This window comes from Micromonospora yasonensis (assembly GCF_026013475.1).
Taxonomy (GTDB): domain Bacteria; phylum Actinomycetota; class Actinomycetes; order Mycobacteriales; family Micromonosporaceae; genus Micromonospora; species Micromonospora yasonensis.
On sequence record NZ_JAPDPH010000143.1, the window covers coordinates 1 to 18,303 of the forward strand.

The 18,303-nt window shown below is 72.8% G+C and carries 19 protein-coding genes; 1 reads left to right on the forward strand and 18 read right to left on the reverse strand.

Annotation, left to right across the window (positions count from 1 at the left end; genetic code table 11):
• The 14 genes from ONA70_RS24580 to pyrR form a co-directional block, all read right to left on the reverse strand.
• Window positions 1–414, reverse strand: a 414-nt coding sequence (locus ONA70_RS24580) for a primosomal protein N' family DNA-binding protein (RefSeq protein ID WP_454557362.1), incomplete at its 3' end; no start/stop codon positions are given.
• Between the two features lie 59 nt (window positions 415–473).
• Window positions 474–1,664 carry a methionine adenosyltransferase gene (gene metK / locus ONA70_RS24585; RefSeq protein ID WP_265008848.1) on the reverse strand — a complete coding sequence of 397 codons (1,191 nt, stop codon included), beginning with the start codon at window positions 1,662–1,664 and terminating at the stop codon, window positions 474–476.
• 97 nt (window positions 1,665–1,761) lie between these two features.
• The gene (gene coaBC, locus ONA70_RS24590) at window positions 1,762–2,970 is read right to left on the reverse strand and encodes a bifunctional phosphopantothenoylcysteine decarboxylase/phosphopantothenate--cysteine ligase CoaBC (RefSeq protein WP_265008849.1); all 1,209 of its coding nucleotides are present in this window, start codon (window positions 2,968–2,970) and stop codon (window positions 1,762–1,764) included.
• Window positions 2,971–2,985: 15 nt separating this feature from the next.
• The gene (gene rpoZ, locus ONA70_RS24595) at window positions 2,986–3,252 is read right to left on the reverse strand and encodes a DNA-directed RNA polymerase subunit omega (RefSeq protein ID WP_013285517.1); all 267 of its coding nucleotides are present in this window, start codon (window positions 3,250–3,252) and stop codon (window positions 2,986–2,988) included.
• 44 nt (window positions 3,253–3,296) lie between these two features.
• A complete protein-coding gene (locus ONA70_RS24600) occupies window positions 3,297–3,830 on the reverse strand; it encodes a nucleoside/nucleotide kinase family protein (RefSeq protein WP_265008850.1) in 534 nt (177 codons plus the stop codon).
• Window positions 3,831–3,856: 26 nt separating this feature from the next.
• Window positions 3,857–4,174 (reverse strand): integration host factor, actinobacterial type, encoded by a 318-nt coding sequence (mihF, locus tag ONA70_RS24605; protein ID WP_046564635.1) that lies wholly within the window; start codon window positions 4,172–4,174, stop codon window positions 3,857–3,859.
• A 179-nt stretch (window positions 4,175–4,353) separates the two neighbouring features.
• Window positions 4,354–5,190, reverse strand: a complete 837-nt coding sequence (gene pyrF / locus ONA70_RS24610) for an orotidine-5'-phosphate decarboxylase (protein ID WP_265008851.1) — start codon at window positions 5,188–5,190, stop codon at window positions 4,354–4,356.
• Window positions 5,191–5,314: 124 nt separating this feature from the next.
• Window positions 5,315–6,589, reverse strand: a complete 1,275-nt coding sequence (locus tag ONA70_RS24615) for an adenosylmethionine--8-amino-7-oxononanoate transaminase (protein ID WP_265008852.1) — start codon at window positions 6,587–6,589, stop codon at window positions 5,315–5,317.
• A 36-nt stretch (window positions 6,590–6,625) separates the two neighbouring features.
• A complete protein-coding gene (locus ONA70_RS24620) occupies window positions 6,626–7,645 on the reverse strand; it encodes a quinone-dependent dihydroorotate dehydrogenase (RefSeq protein ID WP_265008853.1) in 1,020 nt (339 codons plus the stop codon).
• A gap of 34 nt (window positions 7,646–7,679) precedes the next feature.
• Window positions 7,680–11,027, reverse strand: coding sequence for a carbamoyl-phosphate synthase large subunit (gene carB / locus ONA70_RS24625; RefSeq protein ID WP_265008854.1), 3,348 nt, complete (start codon window positions 11,025–11,027; stop codon window positions 7,680–7,682).
• Entirely contained in the window at window positions 11,020–12,165 is a 1,146-nt protein-coding gene (gene carA, locus ONA70_RS24630; RefSeq protein WP_265008855.1) for a glutamine-hydrolyzing carbamoyl-phosphate synthase small subunit, read from the reverse strand. Before carA ends, carB begins: the two co-directional genes overlap by 8 nt.
• Window positions 12,162–13,493, reverse strand: coding sequence for a dihydroorotase (locus ONA70_RS24635; RefSeq protein ID WP_265008856.1), 1,332 nt, complete (start codon window positions 13,491–13,493; stop codon window positions 12,162–12,164). Before ONA70_RS24635 ends, carA begins: the two co-directional genes overlap by 4 nt.
• A complete protein-coding gene (locus tag ONA70_RS24640; RefSeq protein WP_265008857.1) occupies window positions 13,490–14,416 on the reverse strand; it encodes an aspartate carbamoyltransferase catalytic subunit in 927 nt (308 codons plus the stop codon). The genes ONA70_RS24635 and ONA70_RS24640 overlap by 4 nt, the downstream gene beginning before the upstream one ends.
• Complete coding sequence (pyrR, locus tag ONA70_RS24645; protein WP_265008858.1) at window positions 14,413–14,997, reverse strand: bifunctional pyr operon transcriptional regulator/uracil phosphoribosyltransferase PyrR; 585 nt, start codon at window positions 14,995–14,997, stop codon at window positions 14,413–14,415. Before pyrR ends, ONA70_RS24640 begins: the two co-directional genes overlap by 4 nt.
• A 284-nt stretch (window positions 14,998–15,281) precedes the next feature.
• Here pyrR and bldD point away from each other — a divergent pair, with 284 nt between their 5' ends.
• On the forward strand, window positions 15,282–15,770 hold the full coding sequence (gene bldD / locus ONA70_RS24650; RefSeq protein WP_013285505.1) for a transcriptional regulator BldD: 489 nt from the start codon (window positions 15,282–15,284) through the stop codon (window positions 15,768–15,770).
• A gap of 70 nt (window positions 15,771–15,840) precedes the next feature.
• Here bldD and nusB read toward each other — a convergent pair whose 3' ends face one another.
• From nusB to aroB, 4 genes are all read right to left on the reverse strand, one after another.
• A complete protein-coding gene (gene nusB, locus ONA70_RS24655; RefSeq protein ID WP_265008862.1) occupies window positions 15,841–16,251 on the reverse strand; it encodes a transcription antitermination factor NusB in 411 nt (136 codons plus the stop codon).
• A 23-nt stretch (window positions 16,252–16,274) separates the two neighbouring features.
• Complete coding sequence (gene efp / locus ONA70_RS24660) at window positions 16,275–16,832, reverse strand: elongation factor P (protein ID WP_265008859.1); 558 nt, start codon at window positions 16,830–16,832, stop codon at window positions 16,275–16,277.
• Window positions 16,833–17,017: 185 nt separating this feature from the next.
• Window positions 17,018–17,458 carry a type II 3-dehydroquinate dehydratase gene (aroQ, locus tag ONA70_RS24665; RefSeq protein WP_265008860.1) on the reverse strand — a complete coding sequence of 147 codons (441 nt, stop codon included), beginning with the start codon at window positions 17,456–17,458 and terminating at the stop codon, window positions 17,018–17,020.
• On the reverse strand, window positions 17,455–18,303 hold an 849-nt coding region (gene aroB, locus ONA70_RS24670; protein WP_265008861.1), incomplete at its 5' end, for a 3-dehydroquinate synthase. The genes aroQ and aroB, both read right to left, overlap by 4 nt.

Here is an 18,303-nt window from a genome sequence, read left to right on the forward strand (position 1 = left end):
ATCAGCGGCCGGGCCGGTGCCCTCCGCCGGGGCCGCGCCGTCGGCCGGAGCCGCGCCGTCGGCCGGAGCCGCGCCGTCGGCCGCCGGAGCGGCGGTGAGGTCCTTCTCCACCCGGGCGTGCCGGGGCGGGACGGCGAGCCGGAGCACGTCGGCGAGACTGCCGGCGTACCGGTCGGCGACCGCGCGGGCCAGCCGGGCGACCTCCGGGGCCAGCACCGGCACCGGGGAGACCACCTTCTCCAGGTACGCCAGCCGGGGGTGGTCGGACCGCTCGGCCCGCTCCAGCAGCCAGCCGTCGACGAGCTGGCCGGCGAAGCGCACCTTCACCCGGACCCCGGGCTGCGCCGCGCCGTCCAGCTCGGCGGGGACCAGGTAGTCGAACGGGCGGTCGAGGTGGGCCAGGGGCAGGTCCACGCAGACGCGAGCGACCGGCGACCCCGGTGCGGGTCGCCGGTCGCCGCGCCTGGTGCCGGTCAGGCTCCCGCGGCCGACTTGAGGTCGGCGGCCCGGTCGGTGCTCTCCCAGGTCAGGTCCGGCAGCTCGCGGCCGAAGTGGCCGTACGCGGCGGTCTGCTGGTAGATCGGGCGGAGCAGGTTGAGGTCCCGGATGATCGCGGCCGGACGCAGGTCGAAGACCTCGGCCACGGCCTTCTCGATCGAGGCGACCGGCACGGTCTCGGTGCCGAAGGTCTCGATGAACAGGCTCACCGGGTGGGCCTTGCCGATCGCGTACGCGACCTGCGCCTCGCAGCGCTCGGCGAGGCCGGCGGCGACCACGTTCTTGGCCACCCAGCGCATCGCGTACGCGGCGGAGCGGTCCACCTTGGACGGGTCCTTGCCAGAGAAGGCGCCGCCGCCGTGGCGGGCGTAGCCGCCGTAGGTGTCGACGATGATCTTCCGGCCGGTGAGGCCGGCGTCGCCCATCGGGCCGCCGATCTCGAACCGCCCGGTCGGGTTGACCAGCAGCCGGTAGCCCTCGGTGTCCAGGCCGAGGCCCTCCAGCTCCGGGGTAATGACGTGCTCCCGGACGTCCGGGGTGAGCAGCGAGTCGAGCGAGATGTCGGCGGCGTGCTGGCTGGAGACCACGACCGTGTCGAGGCGGACCGGGCGCAGGCCGTCGTACTCGATGGTCACCTGGGTCTTGCCGTCCGGCCGCAGGTACGGCACGGTGCCGTCCTTGCGCACCGCGGCGAGGCGGCGGGCCAGCCGGTGGGCGAGCGCGATCGGCAGCGGCATCAGCTCGGGCGTCTCCGAGCAGGCGAAGCCGAACATCATGCCCTGGTCGCCGGCGCCCTGGGCGTCCAGCGCGCTCTCCGACCCGCCGGTACGCAGCTCGAACGCGTTGTCCACGCCCTGCGCGATGTCCGCCGACTGGGCGCCGATGGAGACGCTGACGCCGCAGGAGGCGCCGTCGAAGCCCTTCTTCGACGAGTCGTACCCGATCTCCAGGATCGTCTCGCGGACGATGGTCGGGATGTCGGCGTACGCCTTGGTGGTGACCTCGCCGGCGACGTGCACCTGGCCGGTGGTGATCAGGGTCTCGACCGCCACGCGGCTGTGCGGGTCCTTGGCCAGCAGCGCGTCGAGAATGCCGTCACTGATCTGGTCGGCGATCTTGTCCGGGTGGCCTTCCGTGACCGATTCGGACGTGAAGAGACGTGTCACGGCACTCCTAAGCATGTGAAAACTTTTGAAAGGTCACTCGGCGGCAGTTTAGTCACCGTGCTCCCAGCGTGACCCCGGGAACGGAGGCCGCCAACCGTCAGGATTGCTCAATCAGGCGAGCGGCGACGAGGTCCCAGACGGCGTCGGCCAGGTCCTCCTTGGGCTGCTCGGGCAGCCGGTGCACGGCCCCGTCCGCCCCGATCACCGTGGCGGCGTTGGTCTCCGCGCCGAAGACCTTGTCCACGCCCACCTCGTTGATCACGATCAGGTCCGCCCGCTTGCGGGCGAGCTTGGCCCGCCCGTTCGCCTCGGCGTCGCCGGTCTCGGCGGCGAAGACCACCAGCACCTGCTCCGACCGGCGACATCGGCCCAGCTCGGCGGCGATGTCGGGGTTGGTGACCAGCTCGATGGTGGGCGCGCTGCCGTCGTCCGCCTTCTTGATCTTACCCGGCGCGTACGTGGCCGGGCGGAAGTCGGCGGGGGCGGCGGCCATCACCACGGCGTCCGCGTCCGCGGCCGCCGCCAGGGTGGCCTGGCGCAGTTCCTCGGTGGTGCCGACCCGGACCAGATCCACGCCGGCCGGGTCGCCGAGCGCGACGTTGGCCGAGATCAGGGTGACCCGGGCGCCCCGGGCGACGGCGGCGCGGGCGAACGCGTACCCCTGCTTGCCGGAGGAGCGGTTGCCGAGGAACCGGACCGGGTCGAGCGGCTCGCGGGTGCCGCCGGCGGTGACCACGACGTGCCGGCCGGCCAGGTCGGCCGGGGCGGCGACGCCCCGGGCGAGGGCGCGGCGGGCGACCGCGAAGATCTCCGCCGGGTCGGGCAGCCGACCCTTGCCGCTGTCGGCGCCGGTGAGCCGGCCGACGGCGGGTTCGATCACCCGGACGCCCCGGGAGCGCAGCGTCGCGACGTTGGCGACGGTGGCCGGGTGCTCCCACATCTCGGTGTGCATGGCCGGGGCGAGCACGACCGGGCAGCGGGCGGTCAGCAGGGTGTTGGTGAGCAGGTCGTCGGCGAGGCCGTGGGCGGCCTTGGCGAGCAGGTCGGCGGTCGCCGGGGCCACCACCACGAGGTCGGCGTGCTGGCCGAGGCGGACGTGCGGCACCTCGTGCACGTCGGACCAGACGTCGTCGGCGACCGGTTGGCCGGAGAGCGCGGCCCAGGTCGGCGCCCCGACGAAGCGGAGCGCCGACGCGGTCGGCACGACCCGGACCCGGTGGCCCGACTCGGTGAAGAGCCGGAGCAGCTCACACGCCTTGTAGGCGGCGATGCCGCCGCCGACCCCGAGGACGATCTCGGCGGTCATCGGCGCGGGTGGGACTTACGGCTGGTCGGTCGGCTCGGCGGTGAGCAGACCCGCGTTGATCTCGCGCATGGCGATGGAGAGCGGCTTCTCCTGGGGCGTGGTCTCCACGAGCGGACCGACGTACTCCAGCAGGCCCTCACCGAGTTGGCTGTAGTAGGCGTTGACCTGGCGGGCGCGCTTCGCGGCGAAGATGACCAGCGCGTACTTCGAGGTGGTCTTTTCGAGAAGCTCGTCGATCGGCGGGTTGGTGATGCCCTCGGGGTTGGTGGCGATGGATCCCACGAATAAACCTCTGCGTTGTTTGCACCGCCCGCAAGCGGTGGCTCTCAACCGCTCGGGCGCGGTTGGGCCGGAGCCAGGAAGGAAGAACCGAGCAAGCCTACCAGCTCGTCGGCCGCGCGCTCGGTGTGGTCGTGCCGGACGGCGTGTGCGAAGGCGGCCACGACGGCCGGATCCGGCCGGTACGCCGGCGGCGTGAGGAGCACCAGCTGCGCGTCCGGCACGGCGGCCCGGACGGCGAGCGCGCCGGGCAGGTCCAGCGGGAGCAGCACGGGCCGCCCCTCGGCGAGCCGGGCCCGCACGCCCGCGCGCGGCACTCCGCGCCGGTACGGCCCGAGCCGGCTCCACTCCAGCAGCTCGTCGTCCGCGATCATCCGGTCGAACGTGGCCGGGTCGAGGAAGAGCCGGTCGACCCCGGGCACCTCGCCCCGGCACCGGGGTCGGGTGGTCGCGGGCACCGGCCGCCACACCGACGGAAAGCGCGCCCGGATCAGCTCGACGACACTCTCCCGGCCGTCCCCCGAAGGTCCGGCCAGGACAGTGAGCCGAGCCGCCGGGCGCGCCTCGTCATCCGTGCTCACCGCTTGTTTCTACACGCCAGGGGCGCTCAGTTGGCGGCGAACTCTCCAAGCAGAGCCTTGCGCTGCTGCTCGCCCAGGCCACGCAGGCGACGGCTGTCGGCGATCTTGAGCTTCTCCATGATCTGGGTGGCCCGGATCTTGCCGATGCCCGGCATCGCCTGCAGCACGGCCGACACCTTCAGCTTGCCGACGACGTCGTCGGACTCGGCCTGCTCAAGGACGGTGGCGAGGCTGGTCTTGCCCTGCTTGAGGTCCTCCTTCAGCTTGGCACGGGCCTTGCGGATCTCCGCGGCCTTCTCCAGCGCGGCAGCGCGCTGCTCGGGGGTCAGTGACGGGAGCGGCACCAGTTCTCCTCAGGTCCCTCATGCGGCGGGCGGAGCGCACCGCCGCTGCTGTGAAACGTGGTGACGCTGGCAACCAAAGGGGTCCGTGGTTCCCAGCGCGGGGAAAACTAGCGGTCAACGGAGTTTTCGGCAACGTGGACGCGCGAAGATCAACGTAAAGTGACCGAGCCGTCAGTCAGTTACGCACCGGTAAGGGCGGTTCGACACTCGGCCAGCACCCGCTCGGCGGCGGCCCGCAGGGCGGCCACGTCGGGGCCGGCGGTGAGCACCTCGCGCGAGTACGACGGCAGCACGGAGGGCAGGCTGGAGCCGAAGACGACGCGCAGGTCGGCGGCCGTGGCGCCCTGCGCGCCCAGCCCGGGGGCGAGCAGCGGACCGTGCACGCCGGAGAGGTCGTGACCGGTGTCACCGATCGTCGCGCCGACCACCAGCCCGAAGCTGCCGAGCGGCTCTGCACCCCGGTTGAGCTGGGAAATCTCGTCGATGACGGTCTGCGCCACGGTGCGCCCGTCGGCCGTCACGGCGTGCTGCACGGCGGCACCCTCTGGGTTGGAGGTGAGCGCCAGGACGAAGACCCCGCCCCCGTGCGCGGCGGCCAGCTCGAACATCGGGGCGAGCGAACCTACTCCCAGGTAGGGGCTCGCCGTGACCGCGTCGACATACAGCGAGCTGGATGGATCGAGGTACGCCGAGGCGTACGCGTCGACCGTCGAACCGATGTCGCCACGTTTGACGTCGAGCAGAACGAGTGCGCCGGAATTTCGCAACTGTCGGATAGTTGACTCAAGGACGCCGACGCCCCTTGCCCCGAAACGTTCGAAAAACGCCGACTGGGGCTTGACCACCGCGACCCGGTCCCCCAACGCCTCCACCGCCGTCCGGCAGAACCGGTCGAGGCCGTCCACGTCGTCGGACAGCCCCCAGCGGGCCAGCAGCCCGGGGTGCGGGTCGATCCCCACGCAGAGCGGTCCCCGCTCGGCCACGGCCCGGTGCAGTCGGGCGCCGAAGCTCTCCATCGCGACTCTCCCTCTCCTGTGCGCGGCGTCCGGCCGCGGTGTCCGCGACGGATACGCCGTCGCCCGTGTCGTCCCCGCCGGCCCAGCGACCGGCCCGTCGGCCCGCAGCGGGCCAGGCGCCCGCTCAGCCCGCCTTGACCGCCGCCTCGATGCCGGCCGCGATCCGCGCCACGTCGGCCTCGTCGGTGACGTACGGCGGCATGGTGTAGACCAGGTCGCGGAACGGCCGCAGCCAGACGCCCTGCGCCACGGCGGCGGCGGTGGCCCGGGGCAGGTCCACCTCGTGGTCGAGCTGGACCACGCCGATCGCGCCGAGCACCCGGACGTCGGCCACCCCGGGAGCGCCGCGCAGCGGCTCGAGGCCGGCCCGCAGGCCCGCGGCGATCCGCTCGACCTGCCCGGCCCAGTCCCCCACCGCCAGCAGGCCCAGGGAGGCGTTGGCGACCGCGCAGGCGAGCGGGTTGCCCATGAAGGTCGGCCCGTGGGCGAGGACCCCGTCCGCGGAGATCCCCCGGGCCACCTCGGCGGTGCACAGGGCGGCGGCCAGGGTCAGGTAGCCGCCGGTGAGCGCCTTGCCGACGCAGAGCACGTCCGGGGCGACCCCGGCGTGCTCGGCGGCGAACATGGTCCCGGTCCGGCCGAAGCCGGTGGCGATCTCGTCGAAGACCAGCAGGATGCCGTGCGCCCGGGTCACCTCGCGCAGCACCCGCAGGTAGTGCGGGTGGTGGAAGCGCATGCCGCCGGCCCCCTGGACCACCGGCTCCACGATCACCGCCGCCAGCTCGTCGGCATGCCGCTCGACCGCGTCCACCAGGGCCGCCTCGTACGCCGGGTCCGGCGGGGTGTCGTACCCGCCCGGCGGCACCGGCGCGAAGACCTGCCGGGGCAGCACGTCGCCCCAGAGGTGGTGCATGCCGCCCTCCGGATCGCAGACGCTCATCGGGTGGAAGGTGTCGCCGTGGTAGCCGCCCCGCCAGGTGCCCAGCCGGCGGCGTTCCGGCCGTCCGGTGGCCCGCTGCCACTGCAGGCACATCTTCACCGCCACCTCGACGCTGACCGAGCCGGAGTCGGCGAGGAAGACGTGTTCCAGACCCTCCGGGGCCAGCTCGACCAGGGTGCGGGCCAGGCGGACCGCGGGCTCGTGGGTGAGACCGCCGAACATCACGTGACTCATCCGGCCGAGCTGGTCGGCGACGGCGGCGTCCAGCACCGGGTGCCGGTAGCCGTGGATCGCCGCCCACCAGGACGACATCCCGTCGACCAGCTCCCGGCCGTCGGCCAGTCGCAGCCGTACGCCGGCGGCGCTGGACACCACGTACGGCGGGCTGGCCGGCGGCAGCGCCGCGTACGGGTGCCAGACGTGCGCCCGGTCCGCGGCGAGGATCTCCTCAGGGGTCACGAACTCCCTCTCCTTCCTCCCCCGCCCGGCGGGGCGTCAGCGGGGCGGTGCGGTGGCGCGGACGGCCGCGCGGACCAGAGCCGGGCCGCGGTAGATGAACCCGGTGTAGAGCTGGACCAGGCTCGCGCCGGCGTCGAACATCCGGGCCGCGTCATCCGGGTCGAGGATGCCGCCGACCCCGATCACCGGCAGCCGCCCGCCGGTCTCCCGGTGCACGAACGCGACCACGTCGCGGGCGCGCCCGGCCAGCGGGCGCCCGGAGAGGCCGCCGGTCTCCGCGCCCCGGGGCCGGTCCGCCGGGGCGAGTCCGTCCCGGTCCAGGGTGGTGTTGGTGGCGATCACCCCGGCCGCGCCTCGGTCGAGGCAGACCGCCAGCAGCTCGGCGACGGCCGGCTCGGTGAGGTCCGGGGCGATCTTCACCAGCACCGGCTTCTCGCCGACCAGGGCCGCGAGCAACGCGTCCAGGTGGGACCGGTCCTGAAGCGAGCGCAGGCCCGGAGTGTTCGGTGAGGACACGTTGACCGCGAAGTAGTCCCCGTGCCCCTTCAGCGCCCGGTACGAGGCCAGGTAGTCCTCGACGGCCTCGTCCAGCGGGGTCACCTTGGACTTGCCGAGCGAGATGCCCAGCGGTACGCCGAGCGGGCGCGGCAGCGCCGCCAGCCGGGCCGCGAGGGCCTCGGCGCCGGCGTTGTTGAAGCCCATCCGGTTGACCACGGCCTCGCTGTCCCGCAGCCGGAACAGCCGGGGCCGGGGGTTGCCCGGCTGGGCGTGCGCGGTGACCGTGCCGACCTCGACGAAGCCGAAGCCGAGCGCCGGCCAGGCCGGCAGCGCGACGCCGTTCTTGTCCATGCCGGCCGCCAGCCCGACGGGGTTCGGGAAGTCCACCCCGAACACGGCGCGCGGCGCGGAGCGGAAGTAGCGCGCCCGCAGCGCCGCCAGCACGGCCGGCCGCCGGGATACCGAGGCCAGCCGGTCCAGCGTCCACTCGTGCGCCCGCTCGGCGTCCCCACCCCCGATCCGGAACAACTGCGGCCGGACGACCTTCTCGAAGATCACGCCACGCCTCCCCGGCCGCCGGGTTCGCCGGCGGTCACTCCCCGGCCCGCAGGGCGGCGTGGAGCTCCTGGAGGGGGCGGACCTGCATGTCGCCGCGGATGCGGGCCTCGATGCCCATCACCGCCGCCGCCGCGCCGGGGACGGTGGTGATGCAGGGGATGTCGGCGGTCACCGCGGCGCTGCGGATCTCGTAGCCGTCCGAGCGGGCGCTCGCGCCCGAGCCCTGCGGGGTGTTCACCACCAGGGCCACGTCGCCGCCGAGGATCAGCGACACCGCGTCGGCGCCCTCGCCCGACTCGTAGTGCTTGCGGATCTGCTCGCAGGCGATGCCGTGCCGGCGCAGCACCTCGGCCGTGCCGGTGGTGGCGACGATCTCGAAGCCCAGGTCGGCCAGCCGCTTGATCGGGAAGATCATGCTGCGCTTGTCCCGGTTGGCGACCGAGACGAAGATCTTGCCGGCGGTCGGCAGCGACCCGTACGCGGCGGCCTGCGACTTGGCGAAGGCCTGGCCGAAGCCGAAGTCGATGCCCATCACCTCGCCGGTGGACTTCATCTCCGGGCCGAGCAGCACGTCGATGCCCTTGCCGGACGGGGTACGGAACCGCTTGAACGGCAGCACCGCCTCCTTGACCGCGATCGGGGCGTCGGCCGGCATGGAGCCGCCGTCCCCGGTGGGCGGCAACATCCCCTCGGCGCGCAGCTCGGCGATGGTGGCGCCGAGCGCGATCCGGGCCGCCGCCTTGGCCAGCGGCACCGCGGTCGCCTTGGAGACGAACGGGACCGTCCGGGACGCGCGCGGGTTCGCCTCCAGCACGTAGAGCATGTCGCCCTGGAGCGCGTACTGCACGTTGAGCAGGCCCTTGACCCCGACCCCCCGGGCGATCGCCTCGGTGTAGCGGCGCACCTGGGCCAGGTGGGAGCCGGCCAGGGTGATCGGCGGCAGTGCGCAGGACGAGTCGCCGGAGTGGATGCCCGCCTCCTCGATGTGCTCCATCACGCCGCCGAGGTAGACGTCGCCCTCGGCGTCGACCAGCGCGTCCACGTCGATCTCGATGGCGTCGTCGAGGAAGCGGTCCACCAGCACCGGGTGGTCGGGCGAGATGTCGGTGGCCCGGCCGATGTAGTCGCGCAGGGTGGCGTCGTCGTAGACGATCTCCATGCCCCGCCCGCCGAGCACGTACGACGGGCGGACCAGCACCGGGTACCCGATCTCGTCGGCGATCGCCTTCGCCTCGTCGTACGAGGTGGCCATGCCGTGCGCCGGGGCGCGCAGCCCGGCCCGGGCCAGCACCGCGCCGAAGGCGCCGCGCTCCTCGGCCAGGTGGATCGACTCCGGCGAGGTGCCGACCACCGGCACGCCGGCGTTCTTCAGCCGCTGGGCCAGGCCGAGCGGGGTCTGCCCGCCGAGCTGCACGATCACGCCGACCACGCCCGGACCGCCGGCCGCCCTGCCGGAGGAGTCCTCGGCGTGCCACACCTCGAGGACGTCCTCGAAGGTCAGCGGCTCGAAGTAGAGCCGGTCGGCGGTGTCGTAGTCGGTGGAGACCGTCTCCGGGTTGCAGTTGACCATCACGGTCTCGTAGCCCACCGCTCGCAGCGCCATGACGGCGTGGACGCAGGAGTAGTCGAACTCGATGCCCTGCCCGATCCGGTTCGGTCCGGAGCCCAGGATGAGCACCTTGGGCCGGTCCGAGGGCGCGACCTCGGTCTCCTGGTCGTACGTCGAGTAGTGGTAGGGCGTGGTCGCCGCGAACTCGGCGGCGCAGGTGTCCACGGTCTTGTAGACCGGTCGGACGCCGAGCCGGTGGCGCAGGGTGCGGAGCCCGTCCTCGGCGGCCAGCTCGGGGCGGAGCGCGGCGAGCTGGCGGTCGGAGAGGCCCGCCCGCTTGGCCCGGCGCAGCAGGTCGGCGTCGAGCACCGGGGCGTCGACGATCTCGGCGCGCAGCTCGACCAGCGCGGCGATCTGGTCCAGGAACCACGGGTCCATCCCGCCGGACGCCTCGGCCACCTCGGCGATCGACGCGCCGAGGCGCAGCGCCCGCTCGACGGTGTAGAGCCGGCCGTCGTGCGGCATGCGCAGCGCGGCGAGGGTGTTCTCCCTGGTTGCCCCCCGCGGATCCGGCACACTCCAGAACCCGGCTGATTTCGTTTCCATCGAGCGCATCGCCTTGTTCAGCGCCTCGGTGAAGTTCCGGCCGAGGCTCATCGCCTCGCCGACCGACTTCATGGTGGTGGTCAGCTCCGGGTCCGCGCCGGGGAACTTCTCGAACGCGAACCGGGGGATCTTCACCACCACGTAGTCCAGGGTCGGCTCGAACGCCGCCGGCGTCTTCAGCGTGATGTCGTTGGGGATCTCGTCCAGGGTGTAGCCGATGGCCAGCTTCGCGGCGATCTTGGCGATCGGGAAGCCGGTGGCCTTCGAGGCCAGCGCCGAGGAGCGGGATACCCGGGGGTTCATCTCGATCACGACGATCCGGCCGTCGGCCGGGTTGACCGCGAACTGGATGTTGCAGCCGCCGGTGTCCACCCCGACCTCGCGGAGCACCGCGATGCCGAGGTCACGCAGCCGCTGGTACTCCCGGTCGGTGAGGGTCATCGCCGGGGCCACGGTGACGCTGTCGCCGGTGTGCACGCCCATCGGGTCGACGTTCTCAATCGAGCAGACCACCACCACGTTGTCGTGGCGGTCGCGCATGAGTTCGAGCTCGTACTCCTTCCAGCCGAGCACGCTCTCCTCGATGAGCACCTCGTGCACCGGGCTGGCGGCCAGGCCGGCGCCGGCGATCCGCGCCAGGTCCTCGTCCGTGTGCGCCATGCCGGAGCCGAGGCCGCCCATGGTGAACGACGGCCGGATCACCACCGGCAGGCCCAGCTCGGCGACGGTCTGCCGGACCTCGTCCATGGAGTGGCAGACCCGGGAGCGCGGCACCAGCGACGACGGGTCGGCCAGGCCGAGGCGTACGCCGGCCTTGGCCACGATGTCCTTGAACAGCTGCCGGTCCTCGCCCCGGTTGATCGCCTCGATGTCGGCACCGATCAGCTCGACGCCGTACTTCTCTAGGACGCCGGCCTCGTGCAGGGCGACCGCGGTGTTCAGCGCGGTCTGGCCGCCCAGGGTGGGCAGCAGCGCGTCGGGACGCTCCTTGGCGATGACCAGCTCGACGAACTCCGGCGTGATCGGCTCGACGTACGTGGCGTCGGCGAACTCCGGGTCGGTCATGATCGTCGCCGGGTTGGAGTTGACCAGGCTGACCCGGATCCCCTCGCTGCGCAGCACCCGGCAGGCCTGGGTGCCGGAGTAGTCGAACTCGCAGGCCTGCCCGATCACGATCGGCCCCGAGCCGATCACCAGGACGTGCTTGAGGTCGGTCCGCTTAGGCATTCTTGCCGCCTTCGATGAGCTCGGCGAAACGGTCGAACAGGTAGTCCGCGTCGTGCGGGCCGGCCGCCGCCTCCGGGTGGTACTGGACGGTGAAGGCGGGCACGTCCTTGGCCCGCAGCCCCTCGACCACGTTGTCGTTGAGGCAGACGTGGGACACCTGGACGCCGCCGAACTCGGTGTCGATCACCTGGTCGGGCACGACCGCCCCGACCTGCGCGCCCGGCACCCGCACGGCGAAGCCGTGGTTGTGGCTGGTCACCTCGACCTTGCCGGTGGCCCGGTCGAGCACCGGCTGGTTGATGCCGCGGTGGCCGTAACCGAGCTTGTAGGTACCGAAGCCGAGCGCCCGGCCGAGGATCTGGCTGCCGAAGCAGATGCCGAACAGCGGGATCCGCCGGCCGAGCACCTCGCGGGCCAGCGCGACCGGGCCGTCGGCGGTCGCCGGGTCGCCCGGGCCGGGCGAGAAGAAGACCGCGTCCGCGCCCGTGGCGAGCAGGTCCTCGATGGTGGCGGTCGCGGGCAGCACGTGGGTGGTGACGCCGCGGGCCGCGAGCCGGCGCGGCACGTTGCGCTTGATGCCCAGGTCCAGCGCGGCCACCGTGAACCGGTGCTCCCCCTGCGCCGCCACCACGTACGGCTCGGCGGTGGTCACCTCGGCGGAGAGGTCCGCGCCGACCATCTGCGGCGACCGGCGGACCCGCTCCAGAAGGGCGCGCGGGTCGTCGTCGACGCTGGAGATGCCGACCCGCATGGCGCCCCGCTCGCGCAGGTGGCGGGTGAGCGCCCGGGTGTCCACGCCGCTGATGCCGACCACGCCCTCGGCCGCGAGCCGGTCCTGCAGGCCGCCGGTGGCGCGCCAGTTGGAGCCGATCCGGGCCGGGTCGCGCACCACGTACCCGGCGACCCAGATCCGGGTGGACTCGTCGTCCTCGTCGTTGACGCCGGTGTTGCCGATGTGCGGCGCGGTCTGCGCCACCACCTGGCGGTGGTACGAGGGGTCGGTCAGGGTCTCCTGGTAGCCGGTCATGCCGGTGTTGAAGACCGCCTCGCCGAAGGTCTCCCCGACGCTGCCGTACGCCTCGCCGTGGAAGGTGCGTCCGTCCTCGAGAACGAGGATCGCGGGTCGTCTGCGGGTCACTTGACCGCCTTTCCGTCCAGGACCGTCAGCTCGCCGCGCAGGAAGGTCGCCACGATGCGACCCGGCAGCGTCATGCGGGCGTACGGGGTGTTGCGACTGCGACTGGCCAGCTCCGCCGGTTCGACGACGCGACGGGCGGCCGGGTCGACCAGGGTCAGGTTGGCCGGCACGCCGGGGGCGGGGTCGACGCCGTGCCCGTCCAGCCCGGCGATCCGGGCCGGGGCGCGGGACATCCGCTCGGCGATCAGGTCCCACTGCGGGCCGAGCACGTCGAGGGCGATGGAGAGCGCCGTCTCCAGGCCGAGCATGCCCGGCCGGGCGTACGCCCACTCGCACTCCTTGTCCTCCAAGGCGTGCGGGGCGTGGTCGGTGGCGATGATGTCGATCACGCCCTCGGCCAGGGCCGCCCGGAGCGCGGCCACGTCGCTCGCGGTCCGCAACGGCGGGTTGACCTTGAAAACCGGGTCGTACGGGCCGGCTGGGCTCCAGTTGTTCGCGAGTGCGGGGCTCGCAAGCTCACTCCTCCCGCTCACGACCTCGTCGGTGAGCAGCAGGTGGTGCGGGGTGACCTCGGCGGTGACCTTCACCCCGCGCGCCTTGGCGTGCCGGAGCACGGCCACGCTGCCGGCGGTGGAGACGTGGCAGATGTGCAGCCGGCTGCCGACGTGCTCGGCCAGCAGCACGTCCCGGGCGATGATCGCCTCCTCGGCGACCGCCGGCCAGCCGGTCAGCCCGAGCCGGGTGGAGACCTCCCCCTCGTGCATCTGCGCGCCCTCGGTGAGCCGGGGCTCCTCGGCGTGCTGGGCGATCACCCCGTCGAACGCCTTGACGTACTCCAGGGCGCGGCGCATCAGCATCGGGTCGGCGACGCAGTGCCCGTCGTCGGAGAAGATCCGCACCCGGGCCGCCGAGTCGGCCATCGCGCCCAGCTCGGCCAGGCGCTCGCCGGCCAGGCCGACGGTGACCGCGCCGATCGGCTGCACGTCGACCAGCCCGGCCTCCCGGCCGAGCCGCCAGACCTGCTCGACCACGCCCGCGGTGTCGGCCACCGGCGAGGTGTTGGCCATCGCGCAGACCGCGGTGTAGCCGCCGAGGGCGGCCGCCCGGGAGCCGGACTCGACCGTCTCGGCGTCCTCCCGGCCCGGTTCGCGCAGGTGGGTGTGCAGGTCGACCAGGCCGGGCAGGGCGACCAGGCCGGTGGCGTCGAGCACCGTGGCGTCCGGCGCGGTCAGTCCCCCGCCGGTCTCGGCCACGACGCCGTCGCGGATCAGCAGGTCGGTCGGCGCCGCGCCGACCACGCTGACGTTCTTGATCAGGTACGCGGTCACCGGTTGTTCCCTCCGAGCAGCAGGTAGAGGACGGCCATCCGCACGGAGACCCCGTTGGCGACCTGTTCGACGATGGTGGAGCGGGGCGAGTCGGCCACCTCGGGCGTGATCTCCATGCCCCGGTTCATCGGGCCGGGGTGCATGACGATCGCGTGCTCGGGCAGCCGGCGCATACGCGGCCCGTCCAGCCCGTAGCGGCGGGCGTACTCGCGGGCCGAGGGGAAGTAGGAGTCGTTCATCCGCTCCCGCTGCACCCGCAGCATCATCACCACGTCCACACCGGGAAGAACGGTGTCGAGGTCGTAGGAGACGTCGGTGCCGGGGGCGAGGGCCTGCGGAATGTCGACCGGGATGAGGGTGGGCGGGCCGACCAGGGTGACCTTGGCGCCGAGGGTGGAGAGCAGCAGCACGTTCGAGCGGGCCACCCGCGAGTGCAGCACGTCGCCGACGACCGCCACGTGCAGGCCGGCGATCCGGCCCAGCCGGGACCGCATGGTGTACGCGTCGAGCAGCGCCTGGGTGGGGTGTTCGTGGGTGCCGTCGCCGGCGTTGACCACCGACCCGTCGACCCAGTTGGCCAGCCGGTGCGGCGCGCCGGAGGCGGGGTGCCGGACCACCACCGCGTCGGCCCCCATGGCCTGGAGGGTGAGCGCGGTGTCCTTCAGGCTCTCGCCCTTGGCCACACTCGAGCCCTTGGCCGAGAAGTTGATCACGTCGGCGCTGAGCCGCTTGGCGGCCGCCTCGAACGAGATCCGGGTCCGGGTGGAGTCCTCGTAGAAGAGGTTGACCACGGTCCGGCCCCGCAGGGCGGGCAGCTTCTTGACCTCGCGGCCGGCGACGGTGGCCATCTCGGCGGCGGTGTCCAGGATCTGGGTGGCGGTGGCCGCGTCCAGGTCGGCGCCGGAGAGCAGGTGGCGGATCACGCGGATGCACCCCCGTACAGCTTGACCTCGTCGGCGCCGTCGGTCTCGGCGAGGGTGACCTTGACGCTCTCGGCGAGCGCGGTCGGGATGTTCTTGCCGACGTAGTCGGCGCGGATGGGCAGCTGGCGGTGGCCGCGGTCGACCAGGACGGCGAGCTGCACGGAGGCCGGGCGGCCGACGTCGCTGAGCGCGTCCAGCGCGGCCCGGACGGTGCGGCCGGAGAAGAGCACGTCGTCCACGAGGATCACCCGCTTGCCGTCGATCCCGTCGGACGGCAGGTCGGTCGGGCCGACCGCGCGGGTGGCGTGCCGGCGCAGGTCGTCCCGGTAGAGCGTGATGTCGAGCACACCGACCGGGACGGTCACGTCCTCGAAGGTGCTGATCCGGGCGGCGAGGCGCTTCGCCAGGGGCACGCCCCGGGTGGGGATGCCGAGCAGCACGGTGTCGGCGGCGCCCTGGGTCTTCTCCAGGATCTGGTGGGCGATGCGGTCGACCACCCGCGACACGTCGGCGGCGGCGAGGATCACCTTTACCGAGGGTTGTCGCGGCGGCGACGGGTGGGCAGCCGGTGGGTAGGCCACGGCGGACCTCCTTCCCCGCCTCACGGGACGGGTCGTTAAAGGACGTCTGGATGACCGGGCGGGCCCCGCGGGGCCCGGACCGGGGCTTCACGCCACGTTACCAGCGGTCACCGGGTCGGCCGCCGCCGGCACTGACCCCCGGGTCAGGGTGGAGAAATGCGGACAAGCCACACGCGCTGCCGGACCCGGTCGTCTCGAACACTTGACCACGTGTCGCAATCCCCGTACCGTCACGCTCCGTAGCGATAGCTGGGAGAACCCCGAGCAGCACTGGGAGTGTCCGAATGCCCTCTGAATACGCCAAGTCGCTGGGCGCCCGCCTGCGCTCCATCCGCCAGCAGCAGGGCCTGTCCCTGCAGGGTGTGGAGGAGAAGTCGAACGGGCGGTGGAAGGCAGTGGTCGTCGGCTCGTACGAGCGTGGCGACCGGGCCGTCACCGTGTCCCGCCTGGCGGAGCTGGCCGACTTCTACCGCGTTCCCGTCTCGGAGCTGCTGCCCGACGGCAGCGGGGTGCGCCACGAGCCCACCAGCAAGATCGTCCTGGACCTGGAGCGGCTCTACGACGAGGCCTCCGAGGACCTCGCCTACGTCGCCCGGTACGCCCGCGCCATCCAGCAGCAGCGCGGCGACTACAACGGCCGGGTGCTCTCCATCCGCGCCGACGACCTGCGCGCTCTCGCCATCGTCTACGACGCCTCGCCGTCGGGCCTGATCGAGCGGCTCACCGAGCACGGTGTGCTGGTCGCCGACCCGCGCGCGTTCTTCGCGTCCTGACCGACCGCTGTCGCACACGACAGGGCCCGTGCCGTCCGGCACGGGCCCTGTCGTGGTACCGGGGGACGCCTCAGCGGGTGGCGTACTCGGCGATCCGGCCGAGCAGGCCGTTGAGGAAGCGCGGCGAGTCGTCGGTCGACATCTGCCGAGCCAGCTCGACGGCCTCGCTGATCGCCACCGCGTCGTCGATCTCGTCGACGTAGAGCAGCTCGTACACGGCGATCCGGGCCAGGTTGCGGTCGACCACCGGCATCCGGTCCAGCGTCCAGCCCTCGGCGTAGCTGGCGATCACCTCGTCGATCCGGTCCAGGTGCGCCGCGACGCCCTCGACCAGGCCCACCGCGTAGCCCAGGTGCTCCGGGCGGGGCTTCTCGATCCGCTCGATGTAGCCGGCGAGCACCTCGACCGGGGGCCGGTCCCGCAGGTCGGCCTCGAAGAGCACGTCCAGCGCCCGCTTGCGCGCCTTGCGGCGCGCCGGCATCTGCTGCTTGGGACCCTCGGACATCAGGCTCGGCCGAGGTAACGGCCGTCGCGGGTGTCGACCTTGATCTTCTCGCCGGTGGTGATGAACAGCGGCACCTGGACGGTCGCGCCGGTCTCGACGGTGGCCGGCTTGTTGCCGCCGGTCGAGCGGTCGCCCTGGAGGCCCGGCTCGGTGTAGGTGATCTCGAGCACCACCGAGGTCGGCAGCTCGATGTAGAGCGGCACGCCCTCGTGGGTGGCGACGGTCGCCTCGGCCTCGGGGAGGAGGTAGTTGGCCGCCTCGCCGACGGTGCCGCCGGGGACGGTGATCTGGTCGAACGTCTCCAGGTCCATGAAGACGAAGTCCTCGCCATCGGCGTAGAGGTACTGCATGGTGCGCTTGTCGACGGTCGCGGTGTCGACCTTGGTGCCCGCGTTGAAGGTCTTGTCGACCACCTTGCCGGACAGCACGTTCTTCAGCGTGGTACGCACGAACGCGCCACCCTTACCGGGCTTGACGTGCTGGAACTCGACGACGGCCCACAGCTCGCCGTCGAGGTTGAGTACCAGGCCGTTCTTGAGGTCGTTGGTGGTGGCCATTTCCTGCCTTGATCATCAATTGGCGGACAGACCCAAGAAGTCTACTAGGGCGTGTGTCAAAGTCCTCGGTCGAGCCGAGGCGGAGTCCAGGCGGCGTGCCGAAGATCACTCACCGCGACCACGCCCACCACCCCGACCAATCCCCTCACCGCCTGTGCTCTGCCGCCACCATACCGGGCTCACAGTCAGGCGCCGCCGGCGAGGCGGGCGGCCAGGTGGTGCAGGGCCAGGCGGTAGCCGTCCACGCCGAGGCCACAGATCACCCCGGTGGCCACCGCGGACACCACCGAGTGGTGCCGGAACTCCTCCCGGGCGTGGATGTTGGAGATGTGCACCTCGACCAGGGGGCCGCGGAGCATCGCGCAGGCGTCCCGGACCGCGATCGAGTAGTGCGACCAGGCGGCCGGGTTGAGCACCACCGCCGCCTGGTCGTCGGCCGCCTCGTGCAGCCAGCCGAGCAGCTCGTGCTCGGCGTCGGTCTGCCGGACCACCACGTCCAGCCCCAGCTCACGGCCCGTGTCCACGCACATGTTGACCAGATCGGCGTAGCTGGTCACGCCGTACACGTCGACCTGGCGGGTGCCGAGCCGGCCCAGGTTCGGCCCGTTGAGCACGTAGACCCTCATGAGCTGATCTCCCGGTACGCCTCGTGCAGCAGCTCGTCCGAGGGACCCTCCAGGATCGCCGGGCGGGCCAGGCCGTCCAGCACCACGAACCGCAGCGTGCTGCCCCGGGCCTTCTTGTCCACCCGCATCGTGGCGAGCAGCTCCGGCCAGGCGTCCGCCCGGTAGCCGGTGGGCAGGCCGAGCGCGGCGACCACCGCCCGGTGCCGCTCGGCGGCGGCCGCGTCGAGCCGGCCGGCGAGCCGGGCCAGGGCGGCCGCGTAGACCAGGCCCACCGCGACGGCGTGCCCGTGCCGCCAGCGGTAGCCCTCCACCTTCTCGATCGCGTGCGCGAGGGTGTGCCCGTAGTTGAGCACCTCACGTACCCCGGACTCGCGCAGGTCCCCGGAGACCACGTCCGCCTTGACCCGCACCGCCCGCTCGATCAGCTCCCGGGCCACCGGCCCGGTCGGGTCCAGCGCGGCGGCCGGATCCCGCTCGACCAGGTCGAGGATCACCGGGTCGGCGATGAACCCGCACTTGACCACCTCGGCCATCCCGGCGGCCAGGTCGGCCGGGGGCAGGCTGTCCAGGGTCGCCAGGTCGCAGATCACCCCGGCCGGCGGGTGGAAGGCGCCGACCAGGTTCTTGCCGGCCGCCGTGTTGATCCCGGTCTTGCCGCCGACCGCCGCGTCGACCATGCCGAGCAGCGAGGTGGCCACCGGCACCCAGCGCACCCCGCGCAGCCAGCAGGCCGCGACGAAACCGGCCAGGTCGGTGACGGCGCCGCCGCCCACCCCGACCACCGCGTCGCTACGGGTGAAGCCCGCCTCGCCGAGCCGGTCCCAGCAGGCCGCGGCCACGTCGAT